At 49.0% G+C, this 22672-nt stretch carries 17 protein-coding genes; 15 read left to right on the top strand and 2 right to left on the bottom strand.

Features of this window, described 5'->3' with window-relative positions; all coding sequences use genetic code 11:
- Positions 1 to 12: 12 nt before the first annotated feature.
- The gene (locus Z042_RS26120) at positions 13 to 174 is read right to left on the bottom strand and encodes a hypothetical protein (RefSeq protein WP_154666989.1); all 162 of its coding nucleotides are present in this window, start codon (positions 172 to 174) and stop codon (positions 13 to 15) included.
- Positions 175 to 214: 40 nt separating this feature from the next.
- Here Z042_RS26120 and Z042_RS17630 point away from each other — a divergent pair, with 40 nt between their 5' ends.
- The 14 genes from Z042_RS17630 (at position 215) to Z042_RS17565 (ending at position 14105) form a co-directional block, all read left to right on the top strand.
- The gene (locus Z042_RS17630; protein WP_236849192.1) at positions 215 to 1291 is read left to right on the top strand and encodes a hypothetical protein; all 1077 of its coding nucleotides are present in this window, start codon (positions 215 to 217) and stop codon (positions 1289 to 1291) included.
- Positions 1292 to 1355: 64 nt separating this feature from the next.
- Positions 1356 to 2579 (top strand): N4-gp56 family major capsid protein, encoded by a 1224-nt coding sequence (locus Z042_RS17625; protein ID WP_024910299.1) that lies wholly within the window; start codon positions 1356 to 1358, stop codon positions 2577 to 2579.
- 59 nt (positions 2580 to 2638) lie between these two features.
- Complete coding sequence (locus Z042_RS17620; protein WP_024910300.1) at positions 2639 to 3022, top strand: hypothetical protein; 384 nt, start codon at positions 2639 to 2641, stop codon at positions 3020 to 3022.
- Positions 3023 to 3084: 62 nt separating this feature from the next.
- Complete coding sequence (locus tag Z042_RS17615) at positions 3085 to 3567, top strand: hypothetical protein (RefSeq protein WP_024910301.1); 483 nt, start codon at positions 3085 to 3087, stop codon at positions 3565 to 3567.
- Positions 3567 to 4163: a hypothetical protein gene (locus Z042_RS17610; protein WP_024910302.1), complete on the top strand. Its 597-nt coding sequence runs from the start codon at positions 3567 to 3569 to the stop codon at positions 4161 to 4163. Before Z042_RS17615 ends, Z042_RS17610 begins: the two co-directional genes overlap by 1 nt.
- On the top strand, positions 4164 to 4823 hold the full coding sequence (locus Z042_RS17605) for a phage adaptor protein (protein WP_024910303.1): 660 nt from the start codon (positions 4164 to 4166) through the stop codon (positions 4821 to 4823).
- Positions 4820 to 8149 carry a prophage tail fiber N-terminal domain-containing protein gene (locus Z042_RS17600; RefSeq protein ID WP_024910304.1) on the top strand — a complete coding sequence of 1110 codons (3330 nt, stop codon included), beginning with the start codon at positions 4820 to 4822 and terminating at the stop codon, positions 8147 to 8149. Before Z042_RS17605 ends, Z042_RS17600 begins: the two co-directional genes overlap by 4 nt.
- A 7-nt stretch (positions 8150 to 8156) precedes the next feature.
- On the top strand, positions 8157 to 9782 hold the full coding sequence (locus tag Z042_RS17595) for a hypothetical protein (RefSeq protein WP_024910305.1): 1626 nt from the start codon (positions 8157 to 8159) through the stop codon (positions 9780 to 9782).
- Positions 9779 to 11050 (top strand): phage tail protein, encoded by a 1272-nt coding sequence (locus Z042_RS24620; RefSeq protein WP_024910306.1) that lies wholly within the window; start codon positions 9779 to 9781, stop codon positions 11048 to 11050. Before Z042_RS17595 ends, Z042_RS24620 begins: the two co-directional genes overlap by 4 nt.
- Positions 11050 to 11421 carry a hypothetical protein gene (locus Z042_RS17585; RefSeq protein WP_024910307.1) on the top strand — a complete coding sequence of 124 codons (372 nt, stop codon included), beginning with the start codon at positions 11050 to 11052 and terminating at the stop codon, positions 11419 to 11421. The genes Z042_RS24620 and Z042_RS17585 overlap by 1 nt, the downstream gene beginning before the upstream one ends.
- Before the next feature lie 7 nt (positions 11422 to 11428).
- Complete coding sequence (locus Z042_RS17580) at positions 11429 to 12109, top strand: hypothetical protein (protein WP_024910308.1); 681 nt, start codon at positions 11429 to 11431, stop codon at positions 12107 to 12109.
- Positions 12110 to 12117: 8 nt separating this feature from the next.
- The gene (locus tag Z042_RS17575) at positions 12118 to 12504 is read left to right on the top strand and encodes a hypothetical protein (protein WP_024910309.1); all 387 of its coding nucleotides are present in this window, start codon (positions 12118 to 12120) and stop codon (positions 12502 to 12504) included.
- A complete protein-coding gene (locus Z042_RS17570; protein ID WP_024910310.1) occupies positions 12504 to 12764 on the top strand; it encodes a hypothetical protein in 261 nt (86 codons plus the stop codon). Before Z042_RS17575 ends, Z042_RS17570 begins: the two co-directional genes overlap by 1 nt.
- A 9-nt stretch (positions 12765 to 12773) precedes the next feature.
- The gene (locus Z042_RS17565; RefSeq protein ID WP_024910311.1) at positions 12774 to 14105 is read left to right on the top strand and encodes a hypothetical protein; all 1332 of its coding nucleotides are present in this window, start codon (positions 12774 to 12776) and stop codon (positions 14103 to 14105) included.
- A gap of 85 nt (positions 14106 to 14190) precedes the next feature.
- On the opposite strand, the gene Z042_RS17560 is transcribed toward Z042_RS17565, so the two are convergent.
- The gene (locus Z042_RS17560) at positions 14191 to 14454 is read right to left on the bottom strand and encodes a hypothetical protein (RefSeq protein WP_024910312.1); all 264 of its coding nucleotides are present in this window, start codon (positions 14452 to 14454) and stop codon (positions 14191 to 14193) included.
- A 767-nt stretch (positions 14455 to 15221) separates the two neighbouring features.
- On the opposite strand from Z042_RS17560, the gene Z042_RS17555 reads away from it, so the two are divergent.
- The gene (locus Z042_RS17555; RefSeq protein ID WP_024910313.1) at positions 15222 to 22667 is read left to right on the top strand and encodes an LPD38 domain-containing protein; all 7446 of its coding nucleotides are present in this window, start codon (positions 15222 to 15224) and stop codon (positions 22665 to 22667) included.
- Positions 22668 to 22672 lie beyond the last annotated feature (5 nt).

The following is a 22672-nucleotide window of genomic DNA, read 5'->3' as shown; positions in this document are numbered from 1 at the left end:
CAAGCCTCGCCTTTAAAAAAGCGGGGCTTTTTTATTTCCATCGGTCAGGTCAGTCTTTGTTGTTGGTATTTTTGCGTATTTGCCCGCCATTGTGCGGGCATTTTTGTTTGTGCCGATAAGCACTTTGTCATTCAGAGCGCTTATTCGCACGGGCAGCGAAACGCCTATATCCATTTCGGATCTATCCGACAAATAGACATGCAGGAGTTGTATCGTGAGCGAAGTGAATCTTGATTTAACAGGTAATGAAACTGCGGAAGAACTTGAGGCTATGCTTGAGCGCCTCGGTGATGTGGAGATTTCTGATATGCCGCCGGTACCAGCAGCACCAGGAACAACCACGACCACCGCGCCAGCGGTAGTAACAACCACTGTTGAACAGACTAAAACGGGCGATAAAGAAGCTTCACCGACGCCGGGTGAAACTGTTGAACAGACAACTGCACCGGTAACGACAACCGTTGAGGTTGATGATAAGCCTCTGGGTATCCTTGGGAAAGATGGCAAGCACGTTATTCCCTATGCTGTTCTCGAAGCCGCGCGCGCCGAAAGTCGCCGTATTGCTGAGAATAGCCAGCAGACAGTAAGTGAACTGGAACAGACCAAGCGCCAGTTACAACTGCTGACGCAGCAGGTTAACCAGGCAGGTCTTACCCCCGCAGAATTACCAGAAAAATCACAAATCACTCCCGAGCAGTTAGCCGCGATTCGCCGCGACTTCCCGGATCTGGCTGGTGTATTTGAAACCATGGCGCAGAAAATCGAGTATCTGCAACAAGTGGCACCAAGTAATCAGCCAGTACCGGCAGGGCAACAGGATAATCCGGTTGCCGTCGCGTTGAAAGCAACACCAGATCTTGATCAATGGCAGACTGCTGATCCTGATCGGTTTGAACTAGCTGTACATATTGATGACAAGCTCAAGAACGATCCTGCGTGGAAAGATAAACCCTTAACTGAGCGATTCAGCGAAGTGGTGAAGCGCACTAAGGCCGCTTACGGTGAGAAGGTTGAAGATTCACAACCTCAACCTGCAACCACTGCACAAACGGCGCAGCCTCCTGCGGTGCAACTCACGGCTGAACAGCTTCAGAAAATTGCGGATGACAAACTGGCGGCGGCCAAGGCTGCCACTGCTGTTCCCGCTTCTCCGTCGGATATCGGTTCGACAACGGTGCATCAGCCTACGTTACTGGAGCAGGCCGTTAGTGCTGATGATCAGCAACTGGCAGCAATGTTTGCAAACATGACTGAGGCGCAGATTGATGCGCTGTTAGACCAAACGATTTAATCCGACTGGAAACATCACTTACCTATAGCCCGCCGCGTGCGGGCTTTTCTTTTGGGAGTTACCCATGACTACTATTACCTCCGCCCAAGCGAATAAGTTGATGCAGGTTGCGCTGTTCACATCAGCCAACCGCCACCGCTCGTTCACTAACGTGCTGACTGAGCAACAGGAAGCGCCGAAGGCAGTTAACCCAGATAAAAAGGGCACCATGCAAACCAGCTTTACAGCACCGGTTGTGCGTATCACGGATTTGCAAAAAACCAAAGGTGATGAAGTGGACTTCCAGATCGTCCACAAACTTAGCAAGCGCCCAACCATGGGCGATGAGAAACTGGCAGGCCGTGGTGAAAACCTCGCGTTCGCTGATTTCTCTCTGAAGATCAATCAGGGCCGTCACTTGGTCGATGCTGGTGGCAAAATGTCACAGCAGCGTTTCAAGCACAATCTGAACAAGACAGCACGCGTCTTGCTCGGTACTTATTTCAATGATCTGCAAGACCAGTGTGCCACCGTTCACTTAGCCGGGGCGCGTGGTGACTTTTTGGCAGATGACACCATTCTGCCACTGGCCAGCCACAGTGAGTTCGGCAAGATCATGATCAACGATGTTATGCCGCCGACCTACCAGCGTCACTTTTATGCTGGTGATGCAACCAGCTTTGAGCAATTAGATGCAGCCGATCTGTTCAGTCTCGGCACCGTGGATAACATCGCTCTGTTCCTAGACGAGATGGCTCACCCGCTTCAGCCGGTTAAAATGTCAAAGGACGAACTGAAAGACGAAGATCCTTTCTTTGTTCTGTATGTAACACCACGGCAGTGGAACGACTGGTATACATCGACAGATGGTAAAGACTGGCAGGCTATGATGGTTCGTGCGGTTAACCGTTCTAAGGGCTTTGATCACCCGCTGTTTAAAGGTGAGTGCGCGATGTGGCGTAACATCCTGGTGCGCAAGTATGGTGGCACGCCAATCCGATTCAATCCTGGATCCACTGTTGCTGTTTCAAATAACGATTTGACAGCGAGCGTTTCCAATAAGACGGCAGGTACAACCATTGACCGCGCTATGCTGTTGGGCGGCCAAGCACTGGCGAACGCTTACGGGTCTGGTGAAGGTGGTGGCCACTTCGGTTATAACGAGGAAAAGGTTGACCACGGCAACGGTACCGAAGTCTCAATCTCTTGGATTAACGGTCTGCGTAAGATCCGTTTCAAGCAGAAAGATGGCCGCGTGAACGATCATGGCGTGATGGTGGTGGACTCAGCGGTAACTCTGGGCCGTTAATCGTGAATTTAACAAGCAGGCTTCGGTCTGCTTTTTCTATTTTTGTGGAGTAAACAATTATGGCAACGATTCAAGCGCCATCAATGCGTGAGGCTGTTTATCAGGGGCCGCAGGGCAACCTATCCATTGCCAATGGGCAGGTCACTCTCGCTGCCGCGGCTGCAGGTGATGTTGTTGAACTGCTGGAAATGCCTATCGGCATGGTCATTCACTCAATCGAGATTGTCAGTGATGCACTGGGCGCGGGCGTTACTGTCGCGGTGAAATCCGGTGCGACCACGTTAGTTGCGGCGGCCAGCCATGCCACTGTTGTAGCGAAGGTTGTCCCTATCATGCCTTACAGCACGATCGCCCAAGGCGAGAAGATCACCGCTACGATTGCGGGCGGCAGTGCTACTGGCCGCCTGGTGGTGAACATCAAGTACGTCGCAACTGGCTACTAATCCGCTTAATACCAACCTCAGTAGGCTCGCCATGTGCGGGCCTATTTTTTGGAGCAAACCTCATGTCCATTACTATTCCTGTGGTCTACATTGGCCCGAAAGATAAAAAGCGCGATACGATCACCGGCAGTCGCCTGGTATTCCCCCGTAATGAGCCCGTTGATGTAGAATCAGCGATAGCACATCGCCTGCTTGAGTTCCCCACTGTATTTATCAAGGCAGAGTTACTGGAGTCCGCACTTGAGCAAAAAGACAATGAAGCTGCACAGCGTGAAGAAGCGGAACGACTGGAGCAGATTCGATTAGCTCAGAAAGCTGCGATGAACAGCTTTGTGGTCAAGATTGGTAACGATGACATCGATCTGGCAAAACTGTCAGCGGTGCAACTGGCGACACTTGTAGAAGCGGAAGAGTTACCTGATCTGGTGAAGGGGGCGCAGGAGAAGGTTGATGCGTTCCGCACTCGCGTTCGCGATGCTATCAACGCCAAACAGGCAGCCGCCGCCACGAAACAGGACGGCGGTACTGAAGGTGGTGCTGAGTAATGGCCTCGCTTGACGTATTTCTGCCAGCACTCCGGCGGCACATCAACGGGCCGCTGGAGATTATGATGCGGCAGTCTTTGCTGGAGTCGGCCATAACGTTCTGCCGAGAGTCCTTGATAGTCCGTGACAGCTTGCAAGTTGAAGATGCGATCCCTGGCGCCACGATTGCGTTAACAGAAAGCACGCTAGTGAAATGCGTCAAGCGCCTGAGAGTAATCGATCTGACTGGTCAACTCAGTAACCCCGATATCACACCTCTGGTACTGGACGCGGGCGTTGATTTTACCGTCATTTCCGCCAACCATATCGCGTTTACCAAGCCGCTTGGCCGCGTACATATCGACGTTGCTGTTGAGCCACGGCGGAGCGTATCGGAAGTGCCGGATGTATTGGCTGATGACTATCTTGATGTGGTTGCCGCTGGCGCACTGAACGATTTGTTCATGATGCCCGGCAAGCCATGGTCAGATCCGCAGCGTGCTGCCTTCTTTAACGCGCAGTTTGTTGAGGGGTATCGCCGGGCCTACAGGGATGCTCTCGATAACTCTCCTGTCACTTCCTTCCATAATCCAGTCAGAAAGCACGAGTTCTTCTAAATGCAAAAAATTGCCGAGGTTATCGGGCGCGTTAACACGCAGCTCGTTGATGTTGCGTGGATGCGCTGGACAAAGGCCGAGTTGCTTGATTACTACAACGACGCGATCCGGGCCGTAATCATTGTGCGGCCAGATGCTGGTGAGACATCCGAAATACTGACATGTATTGCGGGTACAAAGCAGCAGTTACCGGATGGATCCAACCGGTTACTGGATGTCAGTCGCGTTGTCGGTGGCCGCGTAGTGCGCCCAGCCCCTCGTGATGTACTGGACTCGCAGTTTCCTGACTGGCATTTCAGTAGTGGAATGATTGAAAACTATTGCTACGACGAGCAAACGCCAAAGACATTCTATGTATTCCCTGGTGCGGTGGAGGGCGCGCAGCTTGATGCCGTTATTTCTCGCGTTCCTGTTCCGGCCACCATCAGCCAGGTGGAAAGTGGCGAATTGGTCCCTCTGGACGAGCTCTATACCAACCCGATCATTGAGTGGATGCTGTATCGCTGTTTCAGCAAAGACTCGCAAAACGGTGCTGTAAACAACCAACTGGCGCAGCAACACTACCAAGCATTTAACGATCAGCTCGGCATAAAAACGCAGGCAGATATGGCTTTAGGAAACAGAAAGCGCGAGCAATATAATGGGAGTAACCAAGTATGAGCATTCTCGTTGATGGCATTTTAAAATCGTCAGCTGGAAATGTGATCGGTAATGCTGACATTGTGCTCACTGCGATTTCTACAAGCCTGGTTGTATTGGGCGGAACGCCATTATCAATTAAAACAGACGCAGACGGGCATTACTCGTTTACGTTGCATAATGGCAACTATGCCGTATCCGTGTCAAAGGAGGGTAACAACTGGTTCTCTGGCATGATCGGGGTCACGGACTTGACGATACCAAAGTCAATCAACGCTCTCCTACTGCAAGACGCCATGATGGCAGAGATACCTGCTGATTACTGGAGTTATTTTCAAGCACAGGCGGGGATACTATTTACCAGCTTCAGTAAAATTGATGATGCAGTGCAATCGACCGAACTTGCGAAAGAATCAACCGCTAATGATGCCGAAATAGCATCTTTGGCAAAAGCTGATGCCGCCATTAATGCTGGCATTGCATTGACAGCAGCACAGAATGCCGCAATTACAGCCAACATTTATCCTACACTTGCTGATGCGCAGACCGCTATCACGTCAGGTAATATCCCAAGCGGTAGATTTTTCTTTATTCGCTCAATATCTGACAATTCGATCGCAGATGAGTACCAAAATGCATCCGGTATTGCAGTGGCGACGGGGAGGGTATTTCCGGCTGAGAGCTATTTCAGAGACGCAATAGCTCCAGTTAGATTGCAGAATCAATACCCCGATTCTGGTTTTGCCGCTGGTGTTGTTCCGAGTTCGCGCTATTCCGCCACGCTGACACCGATATCAAATGAATATTTAAACGAACTTGGTGTTATTAACGGTATTTACAGTTCGGGCCGTACATCTACTCATGTTCTAGTGCCAATTCCGGCGAGCTGGCTCGGACGTTACGTTATTATGAGTTGTTTTTTTTACAACTCTGAATTAATCACGCCAGTTGTCGGCACATATCATCAATACATAACGACCGGAACAAATATAATTAGCGATGGGTTAGTCAATAGTGTTGAGCGATTATCTGACAATATTTTGCGCGTAGTGTCGTCAGGGAGAATACCGACAGGCAGCGGAGTGACAGCACTAGCAATAGGGGCGGGTGGGTTTGGGACTGGCGGCGAAACTAAATTAATTTGTGCACCAACGTTTGCATTATCTGATGCGCCGATTTTACTCGAAACATTTGAGTGGGATGTTTTAGATTCTATTCGAGCCGAAAGAATGAATACTATATCAGCAGATGTTTTGAGTGGCAGTGAGCGCATAAATACGCTCGAAACAAAAACTGAGGGGTTGCCGACAAGTTTTATCCGCAACTTTGAAACTAACGGCGCGATGGAAATGCAAACAGCATGGACATATTACGGCTCCGGCGTTTTCGAATCCGTGTCTCATATACATGAGTTGTCTGATATCGGCATTGCAGGCGGATTTAGAGTCACGCCGCCCTCGGGCGGAAATACAGCATCACGATTTGACAGCAACGCAGCAACAATATCAGTTGTCGCAAATGCCGCGCCGGGTGAAAAGTTGCTCGTCGGCACAGTTGTTTATGCCAGCGACGGCGCTACATTCCCAAATCTAACCAGTTCTGCGGGATTTACAATAACGCAGGACGGAATATTAACGGGCGCAAATAGCTGGGGGCATGTTCAAATCAACGCAAAAACTCGTTTCTATTTTGCCGTTTTTAATGCAATAGCGGCGGAAATTACGAGGTTAACAATCGGGTTTACTGCGAGCAATTCATATTTCCCTGATTCGCCAGCCGTTAGATATCACACCGGCATTTTTGTGCATCATGCTACTGATATTCGCCTACCGACAGAGTCAACTATTCAGTCATATTTGGGTTGGGATGGTCAGGGTTCAAACGCTGAGTTTTTCCAGCAGCTACAGGATTTATTAGACGCCAGCACTGATGCAATATCCCCTGTTTTACGTCTCGGTGGGGATGGGTTAGCGGAAAGCTACGTCGAAGTATTTCGTGAGGGCAGAAAAGTCCGTCGCTCATTTACTCCGTTCCCCGCTGAGTCATTAACAACGCCAAACGTTTTCAATTTCCGCAGCGACTATATCGATAATGTGCAAATTCGGCAGATGACAGATGATGTTGCGCCGTACCGTGCGTTGGGTACGACAATCGGCGCAAACCATGGGTTTTCAATGACAAAAATAACAGCGACGGCGCATGGGAAAACAACAGCAGATATCGGGAGTATTTATTCTAACGGCGGCATGCAATATGTGCTTGTCGGTATTGACACTGTTAATGCTGTATATCTGACGAGTCGCACTGATAATTCAGCGGTTCCCGTTGGGGTATTAACTCGCGTATCTGGCGGCGTGTCTACAGCAAATATTGTCGGCACGGCTGCAACGACTACGCAAATGTATCCGCCGATTAAAAATCGGGAAATATCATGCCAAATTGACGGCGTAACCGTTACAGATAAAACCGGATTTTTTTCATATCGCGACTCCGTTGTTTTTTCGGAGTCGTATGAAATCATGGATAAAGCCAGCATTGTGGCGTGGTATGAAAATTACGGCGCGAGTGGCGTAATCACGCCGGATGGCGATGCCGCAATTCACGTATCAATTTCATACGCGTTCGACCGTGACGCTCACTGCACTATTTACACAGATTTTCTGACGCTCAAAGACGGTGTGCCGCTACAGGACATAATGTTTCTGCAAGCTGTTCGCGGCTCAGCTAATGATGGCGCTGTGAAGTATTACATTCCAAAAGCATTGCCATTCACCCAGTTTGGCCTGAATTTTGATTTTGCGAATATCGGCTCATCTAGCACAGTGGGATGGACTGATAGAGTTAATCTAACGCCAGCACGTTGTGAGCCGACAGGCATCCTTGCCGATAGACTGATTCAATTGTCAGACCGATTTGGGTTTGCGATGGGGTATTTACCGGTGGGCTCAACATCGCTCAGTGTGCGCAGGACGAATGCAACAGTAAAAGCGATGCAGATTAGCAACAACGGTACAAAAGTGTACCTCTCCGCTATCGATAACGGCACTCGGGCGCTAGCAGCCGGGCAGTATTACAGCACTGTTGGATACCGCAATCTGCTGATTAACTCGTCTGCACGGACAGCTCATTACGCAGTGCGAACTAACGGAGCTGATTATCTCTATGTAGACTGGCACGCGCATGGAATAGATAGGGTTCCGGTTCCGCCGGATTATGCAGGGCGCTCGTTCGAAATCGTCGAAAAATCAGATAACGTTGCAGTGCTGTCAGAGTCGTTGACGAACACAATTGTCGTCAATGTGAGTGACTCAAAAAGTTACGGTTATTTAATTCTCAGGATAAATTGAGCTAACAATGCCAAGCATCGATATCACAACTATGAGCGGTGAGATACAGCGCATGGTAGCGCATCTGCTGCCTGAGTCTGCTGCAACCCTCGCTCGCGACTGTCATTTTCGCCATGGCGTTATCACACCGAACACGACAGATGCAAAGCAGGCGAAAGCATTCTCTTTCACACCAGGAACTATCTTCAATTATCACGATGATGTGTGGTTCGCATGGAACGGCATTGTTGATGCCATACGTAGCCCGGTGGCGAATGATGACTATGAGCGCGTTTACTTCACCGACGGCTCTTACCCAAAGGTCACAAGCAACCGCATAGCGACGCAAGATAACGGCAATTTTCCTGCCGCATATTTTCGCCTAGGCGTGCCAGCGCCGGAGAATCCAATAGTCATAGGTGGCGTAACACCGCCTGCCGATCCGGGTGAAGATGATCCAACGGATGACGAAACCCGTTTCTATGTGGAAACTTATGTTACGGCATATGGCGAAGAGGGGCCGCCCGGCCCCGCATCAGCAGAGATCACCATTGTTTACCCTGGCAGCACGGTAACACTCCACCTTCAGCCGCCCGGCACCCAGAACAGCAATATCAACCGTCGGCGGATTTATCGATCTGCAACCAGTGATAGCACTGCTGATTTTCTGCTGGTGGCTGAGTTAGGCATCGCCATCGGTATTTTTGAGGACAATCTGGCCGGATCGCAACTTAGCGCCGTACTGGAAACCTATGATTTTATGATGCCGCCTGATGGCATGATCGGGTTATGTACTATGTCTAACGGTATCTGCGCCGGCTTTGAAGGCGATGAGGTTATGTTCTCTGAAGCCTATCTCCCGTATGCCTGGAAGCCCGCGAACCGGCAGACGACGAAAAACAAGATTGTGGCCATAGCCCCGATCGGTACATCCCTTATTGTGGGAACCGAGGGCGATCCGTATCTGTTCAGCGGCATCACACCGTCGAATATCAGTAACTCAGAGCCAAATATCACGCTGGCATGCGTATCCAGGCAGTCAATGGTCGCGATGGACGGCTTTGCTATCTACGCCTCGCCAAACGGGATTGTTACGATCGATGCATCAGGCAATGCGATGGTGGCCACGGAAAAAATCATTGAACAACGGCAGTGGCGAAGGCTGTATAACCCGACAACAATCCGCGCCTGGCGCGTGGAAAACGAATATCTGGCACTGTATGACACGCCAGCCGGTACCGAAGGCTTTATCTTCAATCCGCAGGCTATGGATATCCGCCACCTGTCGAATCACTTTGATGCGGGCTACAACGATAAAAAGAGCGATACGCTTTATATCGTCAAAGGCAAGCAACTGTATACGCTCTATGGCGGTGAAATGCCGATCAGTATGCGCTGGCGCTCCAAACAATTCCTTGCGCCATACGACACCTCATTTTCTTGCCTGCGTGTGATGAGCGATCAACTGTTCTTCGTTGGGATCAACATCATTGTTGACGGTAGAGTGGCAATTACTTTGGCTCCTGGTTCAATGCGGGATAGCATGATCAAGTTACCGGCCATCACTGGCAGAAAATGGATGTTGGAAACGTGGGGGCGCGGCCAAGTTGACCGTATAACACTATCGACATCAATGCAGGAGATGCCAGCATGAGTAAAGGACGGTATCGCTCAGGCACTGATTTATCTACGGTCGCTGAAAACATCCAAACCCTGACCGGCCAGCGCGGTAATGGGCTTGATCGTGCTGTTACTGTTCGTGAACTCGCTGATCTGGGGTTGGCATCAAAGCGCGTGGTCAGCAATGGTCAGGTGTCATTAGTGCCGGGGATCACTCCACCGACTGGATGGGGTGGGTCGGGGGCCAATAAGCCAGCGCAATTTCCTATCAGGCCAACCGGCTTCACTGCCTATGGTGCGTTCTCATTCATTGCGCTGGTATGGGACATGCCAAAGTATAGCGGCCATTCACTCACTGAGATTTATCGCAGTAGCGACGATAATCTGGCTAATGCGGTGCTTGTGGGTACTGAGGCGGCTGGGGTTTATAGCGATCCTCAGAATACTGGACAGCCAGGGGTGTATTATTGGATCCGTCATATCAATGCAAACGGCGTTCCAGGGCCATTTAATGATACGAATGGCACATTTGCGCAGACTGATCCAAATGCAGCGCAAAACCTGATAGCTGATCGAGTAGTTACTGGGATCGAAATTATCACACCATTGCTCCGCTCCGCACGGATTGAAAATGGGCTCTTCACGGTTGATGAAAACGGCAACATGGTGGCGACCAATGCCAGCATGAACTTTATGACTGCTAATGGTGGATGGTTTTACGATATCTATGCTGAGAGAGCGACGTTCCGGAATGTCCTGATCACTGAGGACAGTGATGTTCGCGGTACCATCTATGCAAATAAGTTGGTAGGTGATGTATATAACGCACAAAGTGGCGGATTAAGCTTGCCACCCGTTCCGGATCTAGCAGGATATGGAGGGTATTCATGGAGCAGTATCGCCGGGGATCATGTACTACTTTATATTGTTGGCGAAGATTTTGATCGCGTAATGGACAGTAATTTATTTGTGAATGCGATGAGTTTTAATAGGAATCACTTCAGAATTATTCTTCGCAGCCCTGGTGTGGAGGATATTCAGCTGGCATACCATGATACGGGTAACGGTGGTGGGAATGGGCCGATGAATAAAAAGCTACAAGGTATTTTTTTACCGGCGATAGGAAGAGATAAAACACACCAGTTGATCATGAATATTGAAATTGGTTGGCAAAGTAGTGTCTATATGCATCCAGAAATATTGAATAATCTTCAAAACTCAACTGGTGGAATAGAATATGCTATTCCATTTATTGGGATTTATAAATCAGGTCGGGTGCTGGCAACAAGTGGGCCGCTATAATGATTAAGACTCTTGATAAAATGATTATCAGAACTGCGGCAATCTCAAAAGACAAACAGCTATTAGAGAAAATCCAAAACGCCTGCCGGGAAAAGCAGGCGTTTTGCTTTGGCTCAGATGATGCTCGAATTGTGTTGAAACCGCGATCACGTGACGGCATTCCCTACGTAGTTGTCTGGCTTGGGGTGAGTATCAGTAGGGATGGACTGGAGCGCTACACGCCTAAGGTGCAAGAGCTAACGCGGATGATTGGTGGCCGCTGGGCAGAGTTCTATACAGTGAGGAAAGGTTTTATCAGGAAAGCGAGGCAGCTAGGCTTTGAGCGGTTGCCTGATGAAGATGGTTTAATGAAGTTCCGGATCCCGGTGTGAGGTGAATATGGGGAAGGGCGGCGGAAGTACCGAAGTCAAAGAAACAGCGAACGAAAAAGCAGCAGCGCAAGTTGCGGCGAGACAGTGGGATCTTTATTCCAATGAATTAAAGCCATTTGAAAATCTGTTTATTTCTAAGGTTGATAAGCTGAATAATGAACAAAAATACGCCGATATTGCTGCTGATACCAATCTTGGCTATCAGTCTGAATTCAGCAAAGCCAGGGGGCAGGCAGCGACCAATCTTGCTGCCAGCGGTGTTGATCCCAGTAGTGGCAAATTTCAGGAGGCGTTGAACGATATTACCTCTGATCAAGTTGTTGGACAGATCGATACAACTAACCGCGCGCAGAGTTCCCAGGCTGATAAGTATGTCGCTGGCTTGCAAGATGTTGTTGCTATGGGTTCTGGACAGAAAGCAGATGCGTTGTCTGGCTATAGCAACATAGCGAACACCAGTTTACAGAAGGCGCAGAACGATGCTCAGCGGTCGCTCAGTGATCGGCAGGCTGTAGCTGGTGTGATTGGTGCGGTAGGTGGAGCAGCAGCACGTACTTACGGCATCGGCGGGGTCACGACCATGCCAACAGCATCGGCAAGCTCAAGCGGTGTTTTTGGTAGTGCTAACGGGGGTACGGGCAGCACTGGTGGTATGGGGTTATCAACCAACTGGAAAAGCTATACATGAGGTGAGTTATGGGACAAGCAGCAGACACCTATGCTCGCCTCATCCGCGAGCAATATGACGACTGGTACAACCGTTTCTATCCAAAACAGAAGGAATTGATGGAACTATCGACCAGCGGCCAGTTGATGAATAACCAACTGGCGCGTGCTGATGCGAATACTCAGCAAGCGCTCAATACCGCGCAGGTAGGACAGCAGAATCAAATGGCGCGGTATGGCGTGAACCAAGATCAGAAGGTTGGTGACAACAGCCTGGGTTTACGCTCCGCGCTGGCGACAGCGGGCGCGAAGAACGGCATCCGCGAAGGTGAGCAAGATCGACAAATGAACATTCTGACTGGCGGCAGTGCTAGTCTCAGACAGCAAATGAACATCGGCGGTGGGAGTAACAGCTAATGGGATACGGCTTAATTGATATTGCGAGCCAAACTAGACAGCAGGCGTTGCAAGGGCTGAGTGATGTAGCAAGCCGAGAAACTCAGCGTGAACAGGCCAATGAGCAATTGAAAGCCCAGCAGAAGCAAGGGCAGATGAGCATGGCGGGCATGGGGGCCGGGATGGGGGCAGCGGTTGGTGCTACTTATGGAGCCATGGGAGGCCCGATCGGTATGGGGATCGGTGCCGCTGCTGGTCTATTGATGAGTGCGTTGTTTTAAGGAGACGATATGGGCGTTCAAGGTCTGGCAGATGGTTTCTTGGCAGGGTTCAATACCGCAGATGCGGCCATTAGCCGTAACAAAGAGATGGGGCTCCGTGATGCTGCTTTCCAGCACCAGGTTAAAGACTCTGATCGAAATTTCAGTCTGCGCCAAGCTGATTTCGATTACGGCAAGGAAAGGGATCAGCGGGAATTTGGCTATAAGCAGGAACGCGACAAAGTTAGCGATCAGCAGTTTGGGCAAAAGCTTGCACTTGACCAGCAGCAGGTAGGTATCAGCCGCGCCGGACTCGGTTTGCGTGCGCAAGAGCTGGGCATGCGCCAGAAGGAGTATAACTACAAAATGATGCAGGAAGATCGCAACCAGAGGTTGCAGAACGAAATGCCCATTGTGCAGACGTTTTATAAGCAACTGGAAGAAACAGGAAAGGTAGATCCAGAACTTTACTCCCAGATTTCGAAAGATAACCCACTTAATCCCAGTCGCTTCTTCGGGCAGGATGCCATCAATAACGTGATGGAAATTAACCATGTGATGCCAAAAGTGTTGTCAGGCGACGTGAACTATAACGAGCCGAAGGTTATTAAATTGATGGACTCAGTTTTATCGACAGACATTAGACGCGGCATCGGTGAAGTTGACCCTCAAACCGGTAAGAAGATTGTTGGCAAAGAGTTGCGACACATTGGTGTCAGCGAAGATGGGCAATTCATTATCCCGAGCCTCACCGTCAAGTATGATGATGGAACAAGTGCACGTAAACCAATGACGCATTACGGCTCTGCTGATCTGCGTGATGACCAAGTTGCTCAAATTCCTGTTGCCAACATCATGGACAAGATCCGTGGTTATAGTCAAATGGTCGGGCAGCTCAACCAACCAGCACGTGTAGAGTTTCTCAACAACATGATTAATCCGCCAGATAAAGCAGCTGTGCGCGAAGAGTCCAAGGGATTTCGTCGTGACATGCTTGAAGTGGGCAAGGCGCGAGCTAAGGCTTTGGCGGGAGCAGAACCTGAAAATATCCCGGCAATTAATGCGCAGTATGACCAGTTACAAAATCAAGTGTTACAATCCTATGGACAAGATGCTAAATCTTTACCAACAGATGATCCTGCTTATCAGGCATTCTCTGCTGAATATCAGCAGACTTTCAAAGAAGCGCCAGATATGACAAAGCAGGAAGATATACAAGCATTTCAGTCTTGGAAAAATCAGAAAGGATCTGCGGCTCCCTCGGGTGCTGGAGAAACACCTCAACAATTACCAGAGTCAAAAGAAAATTCACATACAGCTCAACAATTAAGAGAGTTCCGTCGTTTATCTCAGGGTGATTAATGAACAAATATTTTTTCATTCTTCCCGTCACTCCTGAAAATGACAGGGATATAATCAATAGCTTTAAGTATTTATTTTTCTAAAGCTATTTAGAATTTTTTGTTAATTCATCAATAGCATAAAGTGCAATGATATCCTGTAAATTACTCCCTAGTAGTCTAAGCATATGATCAGCAACAGTGAGTGATAATTGCTGATCATGTTTTTCATTTAAAATACGTTTAATTTTGCCGTAATCCATGTTTAGATTGCAAGCAAGCCATTTTTTACTAAGTTTACATGTTTGTAATCTAAGTTTTATTTCTTTAACTACGATTATTTCTATGTGTGCTTTTTCTGGTGTTATCATAATTCTCTAACAACTAAGTGGCCGAAAATAGGCCATAAAATTTTTTACTATATATTTCATTTGGATGGCCTATAATAGGCCACTGGTTTTGTTGTGTTTTTGTGATATTAATCACGTAAAAAATGAAAAGGAAATTATATATTCATAAAGTGAGATGTGAAATGAATTTTCATTTTTTTACATTAGCTGATATTTTGCTGGTCAATATACTGATTGATAAGTACATCTAAACAAAACAATAATTATCATCATAAATAAAAATTACAAATTTAAGCCTCACTTTATATTTAACACCAAGGAGATACAGTATATTATCTGCGATTGTAGATAGTATTCATTAGCGTATAGCCGAGGTGATTACTATGGATGGAATTCAATACATTGAATTTGATTATCAATACACAATTTACACTGAAGCCATCGCCGCGTCGTTGTCGTTTAGGTTGGTGTGCTTATGATGTTCGGGGGAGAGGATAGGATTGCAAGTGTGTTGGCGTTGCTTGAGCTACTTTCGCATTGTGACGATGACACAAAGATAGAGACAGTGCAAACAACAGCGCTACTCGGATGGAGCTTACTCAAGGGAGTAAAATCACAGCAAACACTTAAACCGCTTAACAGGGAATAAATAACGCGCTAGATTACAGAAAGATGCCAGAGTGTGCTTAGAAGCAACTCTGGTTTTTTTATGCCTCAAATTGGCCCTGCCAGGTTTTCCTGGTGGGGCTTTTTTGTAACGACAAAACTCATAAACTCTGGAGCCAAACATGGCCAATGACCCTCAACAACAGCGACCTGAAGAACAAATACAAAATGCAAATCGCGAATCCCTAAACATCCGGCAACCAGGTGAAACTACCCATACCGGGTTTGATTGGGAACAAGTGCGCAAAGCTCGCGAGGCCGCTGGACGTAAAACAGTGGTTAATGATCCGAGTATTGGTGCTGGAGATGTTATGCGTGCAGTGAGTTCCGCGCCGTTTGAAATGATCAAATCAAGTGCGCAACTCTTTGAGGCCGGTAATGAATTCCTTGACAGAAAAGCTGCTGATTATCGCTCAGGAGAGAAAAAGCCACTGATAGATATCAAAGTGGATCCAGCGATGCTTCAAGTGATGCGTGATAATTCAGGTAACGTATTATCAGAGGCTGGATCGGCAACAATAAACCATGCGGGGAAACTTGCAGGCGCAGCTACTGAGGCTATCCAGAGTGGCTACAGCGAGGGGGCAAAGCAGGCGGCAGCCATGCCATTTGTTGTGGAGGATAAAGAGAAAAACTTCCATTTAGGCTCTGGCTTCTTTGATAAAGACGCCTGGCTGATGAATGCGATTCCCACCGTCACGCAGATACTTGTCGCTGGAGGAACATCTAAGCTTGGCTCTGCTGCGACCCGCAATGTTGTTGAAAAAGCAATGTTCAACAGGTTGAGCCAAAAGTTACCGGAGGAGGCTGCGCGCCAAATGGCCAAGGAAACTGCTGAATTGGCAGCCGCCAGGGCAGGTAAAACAGCATTCGTCGGTGCCATGACGGCCAGCGCGCAGGGTAGTGGCGGTAATGATATGCGCGAACAGATCAATATCCTACCGTTTCACGATCTGATTGAGAGCCCAACATTTCAAAAGGCTTTTAACAGCATCGATACTAACCCCGCGAACGCCAACCTCAGCGACACACAAAAGTTAACGTTGGCACGCAGCCAGGTTGCGGATCAAGCCGCGAGTGCAGTTACTGCTGATCCGAAAATGTTGATGTTAAATTTAGCGGCGTCCACTTTAGGTGACCACACGTTATTCCGCATGATGACACAAAGAGGTGTTGCATCTGGATTATTGCCTAGAGCTACAGGAATGGGGACTCGTGGGGTTTTAGGTGCCGCTGCAGAAGGCATCACGGAGTATGGTCAAGGTTCTGGGCTACGTTATACCCAGAACCAAGAACTCATTGGTAAGGCTGCGCAAAAAATTGATCCCATGAAAGATGTTCTATTGACGGGTTTCAACCAGGCAGTAGTGGGCATGGGGATCGGTGGTGCCATAGGGGCTGGTAGCGGTGTCCGAGGTCGTCGATCAGCACCAGAACAACAGCCGCCGGTCACCACCCCGGACATCAACGCACAACAAGACGCTTCACCGCAGCCAACGCCAGGGCAGTTTGCCAACGAAGAGGCCGCAGGCGCAGCAGCGACACGCGTTGATAATTTCCGTGATATCCCTGCATACCTGCGCCAAGATCCGCGTATCCAAGGTTTTGCCGAAGATAACGAAGTTCAGCAGGCATTGGCAGAACAACAGGTATCTCCAACAGCAGAAGAGTTGATTCAGCAGCAAATTGAAGCTGGTGATCAAGGTTTCACGCCAGAAGAGTTGGCAGCACAAGAGCGTGCAGATCAAGCTCGTGAAGAGCTCATCCCGCGACTGCCAGCACCCGGTCAAACCTCGGTGATCGCCATGCCTGGCGAAATAGCTAATGTGAATGTTGATGAGGTGCAGGCTGGTACTGGGCCGCAGTTCAGCGGAGGTGAACGAGTGCGGGGGCAGGAGTTTATTCCGCGTGAAAATCAACCAAGTAGTGAAGTGGGACGCGCAAACCAAACCTATGATGGCGAAGTGGTACCAACAAACGCTATTGAGGACAGGAACATCATTTTTACCGATGGCCCAACACATAATACTGATGAGATACAGTCAGGAGAACCACCTGCATTTACGAGAGGGGAAACTCGTAATCAGCGTAATTTACGTGAGTATGCTAATGCCGTTGGTGCGAATAACCAATCTGGCACATTACCGGATGGTCGGCATCATGTTAATGGCACACCTGTTGATGCACAAACGGAAGCCTATGCTAAGGGGCAATTGCCTGGGGAGTTGATGTTTATGTCCAGCGGTAGGCCGTTTCCGAGTGAACATTACGCCAACGTTTCGCGTTGGGGAAAAACTCCAGGTTCATCTATTGAGCCAGTCGAAGGAGGTTTTGCTGTTCGTATGCCGCCAAAAGAAGTAACAGCCACACCCCAGGTTGACAATAGTGCTGGTGAACTGATCGTTTCTGCCAGCGGAAAGCCATTTGCCTCGGAACGAGCCGCTGGCGCATCCCGCTGGGGGAAAACGCCTGGAGCTGCTGTAGAGCCTGTTGAGGGTGGCTTTGGTGTCAGGATGCCAATTGATAAATCTGGTCAAACTGAAGCAACTCAACTGACGGTAAATCCCCGGCAGCCTGAGGTTCAGAACCGGCAGATGACCACTCCAGAAGAAACAAACCGGATTGATGACTTTGGTGAAGAGATTAAAGGTGCAGCGAAACACAAATGGGGTAAGTTCTCTGAAGCCATGGAACAGCAAACTACGGATGAACAGTATCGTACTGAACCGCTTTCTAAACTGTTTCCGCAGCCAGACTACAGCAAGATGTCTACAGATGGCGTAAGCCATGACAAACTTGCGATGATCGCTATTCTTCGAGCACAGATCCCTGCAACTAAACCGAAACATCTCCTGCAACGTTGGGTAGACTCCACTCACGCAATGAAAACGCTGTCATCTCAGGTGCTGAATGGGCAAGTCACCATTGATGAGTTACGTCAACGAATGAGCAGCGGGGCGCTGGCGGGTATGAAAAATACTCACGATCTCATTGCTTCGCTGCCACCCGAGCAGATGGCCAGCGCATCAAAGTACCGCGTTAGCCATTCAAGCTATTCTGTTTATGATGGCAAGAGATATCCAAACGGTCATGCGGTCTATGAGCTGGAAACGGCCAAAGGTGCCAGCGTTCGCGGGGTGGCTGACACGGACAAGGCTACCTTCATGGAAAAGGCCCGCGCGTATATCGAGCAGGAGAGTGGCCGTGCACCTGCTCCAAAACAGACCGATCTTGGTATCTATGCCAATCGCCTGACGCGAGATGTGTATATTGGCTACAAAGGGGCCAGCGGCGTAACAAACGTCAAAGGTGGCTTTAAGGATCCGCGTGCTGCTCGCGATTATCTGAAAGAAAACCGCGCGGAATTGGAGGCTCAGATTGCAAAGCAGCGTGAGCAGGCAAGAGCAGAACAACGCCGAGAAAGTAACGAGCGAAGAATAGGTGAGTTAAGGCGCACCTCTGATGTGACGCCAGAAAAATTTGACAATGAGTTTGGATTTCGTGGCGTTCAATTTGGCAACTATGTTGAACCTGGACGCCGCCAAGCAGAACTGAATGACGCTTACGATAGCCTAATGGATATGGCTGATATTATCGGTGTCCCGGCAAGGGCAATCTCATTGAATGGAGAGCTCGGGTTAGCATTTGGTGCGCGTGGCCGTGGTGGCCCCAATTCTGTGAAAGCCCACTATGAGCCCGGTGAAGCAGTGATCAATCTGACCAAATCAAAAGGGGCTGGTTCACTGGCGCATGAGTGGTTCCATGCACTTGATAACTACTTTGGACAGGCAGATGTCGGAGGCGGTCGTGGGAATACTTTCGCAACCAGCCGCCACCGGCAGCGGATGCAGGTCAAAAATGGAAAGGTAGTGGTCGCTGAGCATCCGGTTCGCAAAGAAGTTTGGGATGCGTTTCAAGGGGTGAAGAAAGCCATCAATGAAAGCGGGATGGTGGCGCGAGCCCAGAGGTTGGATGAACTACGTAGCAAACCTTACTGGTCAACGGATCTGGAAATGGCAGCTCGAGCTTATGAGCGTTATATCCTTGAGCGCGCCGAAGCCAAAGGCATCAGCAATGATTATCTTGTTAACCTAAAGAAGTCGTATGAACATGCCAATCCTGAAACGTATGCTTATCCCACTGAGGCAGAACTGAACAGTGGTGTTCGTGCTGCATTTGATACGCTGTTTAAGACGCTGAAAACCAAGCCAACAGAAAAGGGGATCGCGTTGTATTCTCGCGACGGGGCTGACATTGGCGATGGCAATATTATCACAGAAGGAAGCTTTGACGTCGAAGGTGGCAAGCCAGAAAAAGGGATGACGAAAGTATATGCTCAGCGAGTTGCAGATTACTGGGTTCGCCGGTTGAATGGTGCGGCCAAGATTAAGGTTGAAGTTGTTCAGACGCAAACGGAAGCGGCTGACATGATGCCTAACGGCATACCGAAAGAGTTCGGTACTGTACACGCGATTTATCAACCTGAGCTTAGTCGGGTGATTGTTGTGGCCGATAACATTGCCGACGGCACCCAACTGCGTGCTAAGTTGCGACATGAGATTTTAGCGCACCATGGGTTGGCATCCGTGATCGGTGATGTGGAGTACGACCGCATCATTCGGGTGCTGCATCAGACGCGCGATAGCAAGAATGCTGACATTCAGAATGTCTGGAAGCAAGTGAAGAAATCCTATGGCAATGAATCCGCAGAAGTGCAAGCCAATGAGTTCCTGGCTCATATGGCCGAACGATCAGAGCTGACCGGGTTGGGGGCGGTGTGGGATCGCGTTGTTTCTACTATCACCAATGCATTCCGCAAAATGGGTTTCTTCAATCCAGGCGATATCACGCCAGCGGAGATCCGTAATATCTTGCGTTCCATAGCTGGCCGATTCAAGCGTACTGCGATGTATGAAGGAGAGCAGCCTGGCACGCGTGAGTTTGATAATACGTTTAGCCGTACTGATGCTCTGTATTCTCGTGCACCAACAATGGACGAGATCACCAACCACAAGATGGGATTTAACGTTGAAAGGGGGAAGGTCGATAAAGCGAAAGACTTCTTTGGCCAGATGCGGAGCAAGAATAAGGACGAACTCAAGAGCTGGCTCCATGAGATTGGACGCAGGCTGAATACTAAAACCTTCGACGGCATGGCACCATTGAAATACGCCGAAGATGCTGCTGGTAAATCCGATGCTCGATCATCTGCATATGTTGGCGCGCGTATGGCGGCGGGTGCTGGTTCTGTAACGGCGGCCACGCTTGAGCATGGTTTGCCCAAATACAACAAGGCCGAAGGTGTTATTGAGCGCCAGGCTAATACCGGCAAAGAAGATTCACTGATCGGTATTCTTGATGGCCTTGGCAATCATCGCGAAAACTTCTTAAAGTGGATTGCTGGCCATCGTTCTGAGCGGTTAATGGCCGAGGGCAAAGAGAATAACTTCACTGCTGATGAAATCGTCTACATGAAAGAGCTAAACAAAGGCAATGAAGTGCTGTTTGATGCCCAGAAGAAAAAATACGACGCATTCATCAAGTCAATTTTGGATCTACAACAGGATATGGGGTTGATTGATCCGACGAGCCGCGCAAATTGGGAAAGTGCATGGTATCTACCTTACTACCGTGAAGCTGAAAACGGTGAGGTTAGGGGGCCGTGGACTTCACGTGGTATTGCTAATCAAAGCAGTACCGTTCGTCGGTTAAAAGGCAGTGAACTTACTATCAAAGATCCGATTGAGAACCTTTTCAACTATGTAGCAAAGTCGATTGATGCTTCGATGAAGAATGAAGCGATGCGTCGTGCCGTAGTTAATCTTGCAGATACCGGCGTGCTGGAGGTGATCGACTCGCCAAATAAGCTGGATTTTGAGCGCATTGGCAAGGATGTGGTGAAGGTGTTTACCAATGGTAATGAACAACTGGTCAAAGTTGTGGATCCGGAATTATATAGGGCATTCACAATGATCGATTTGGAACGTAGTAATTCGGCATTCATGAAGGCGGCTCGCCAGGCCAAGAGAGTGCTGACAATCGGCACAACCAGTATGCCAGACTTCATTGTTCGTAACTTTATTCGTGACTCACTGCATTCCTGGTCGATAAACCAAGATGGTTTTAAAGCGGTTACTGACTCTTTTAAAGGACTCAACAAGGCACTAAAAAAGGATGGTTCTTTGATTGATATGATGTTCGCTGGCGCAACATTTGGTGGTGGATATTCCAATGTTTACGATCCAGGTGGAACAGCAAGTTCAATTCGTGGTGTGTTGCGGCGCAAAGGGTATACGGATAGTCAAATTAGAGAACACGAATCCTCTATTGTGCGTAACAGCAAAGAGGCAATGGATAAAATTGGCGCTGCGCTACAAAAATATCGGGGTGTTAGTGAGGCAGTTGAGAACGCCAACCGTGTTGCAACCTATAATGCTGCTATTGAGGCAGGGAAAGGCAAGGCACAAGCGGCCTTTGAATCTCGTGATCTGATGGACTTCAACATGATGGGAGCCAGCAAGATCATGATTAATCTCTCTGACATGCTGCCGTTCTTCAATGCTCGCATGCAAGGGTTGAGCAAGTTGGGGCGTGCGATTAAGGACGATCCTGTGGGGGTAATGAAGCGCGGTGGCATGATTACAGCTGCATCCCTGGCACTGCTGGCCATGAACTGGGATGATAAGCGTTACGAAGAGTTGCCGGACTGGGATAAGGACACCTACTGGCATTTCTTCTTGGGAGATCTGCATGTTCGGCTGCCTAAACCATTTGAGATCGGCTTGATATACGGCACGATGCCGGAACGCTTTGCCCGCGCACTAGGAGGGCAGGATACACCGGGAAAATTTGGCAAACTGATGGCGCACAACTTCATGGCAACAATGGCGTTTAACCCCATCCCGCAGGTGGCGTTACCGATTGCTGAAGCCTATGTGAATTATGATTTCTTCAAAGGTGGCCCGATTGAGAACATGGCCGATAGCAACCTTATCGCCAGTGCCAGATTCAACGAGCAAACCAGTTTGCTAATGCGTGAGATCGGCCAAACTACAGGTTTATCTCCGAAGATGCTGGATCACATTGTGCAGGGATACACTGGCAGCCTAGGGGCGTATGTCATGGGGGCGTCCAACATCCTTGTGCTAGGGATGCAGGATAATGGTGAAACGCCAAGTATGCGTTTGGATGAAATGCCGGTAATTAAGGCTCTGGTGCGTGGGTATGGTGATGATCCGGCTAAATCCACTCAGTTCTCAGAGGATTTCTATCGGCTGATGGAACAGGTCAACCAGATTAACAGCACCATTAACTCTTACAAGAAGCAGGGCCGCACAGAAGAGGCCCAGCAGTTGAAGGAGGAACACAAGGATAAGCTGGCACAGCGGAAGAGAATGACAGCGACGCAGACGCAGTTGCGGCAGTTGAATAACCAGATCGAATTGGTGCGACTTGATCGTACTCTAACAGCAGAGCAGAAGAGAGAAAGGATTGACCGCTTCATGGCTAAGCGAAATACGCTTACTCAGCAAGCAGTTGAAAGGATTAATCCGTATTTTAATAAATAAAAAAC

It is taken from the genome of Chania multitudinisentens RB-25 (genome assembly GCF_000520015.2).
Classification (GTDB): domain Bacteria; phylum Pseudomonadota; class Gammaproteobacteria; order Enterobacterales; family Enterobacteriaceae; genus Chania; species Chania multitudinisentens.
This window is presented reverse-complemented; position numbering and strand designations above follow the sequence as displayed.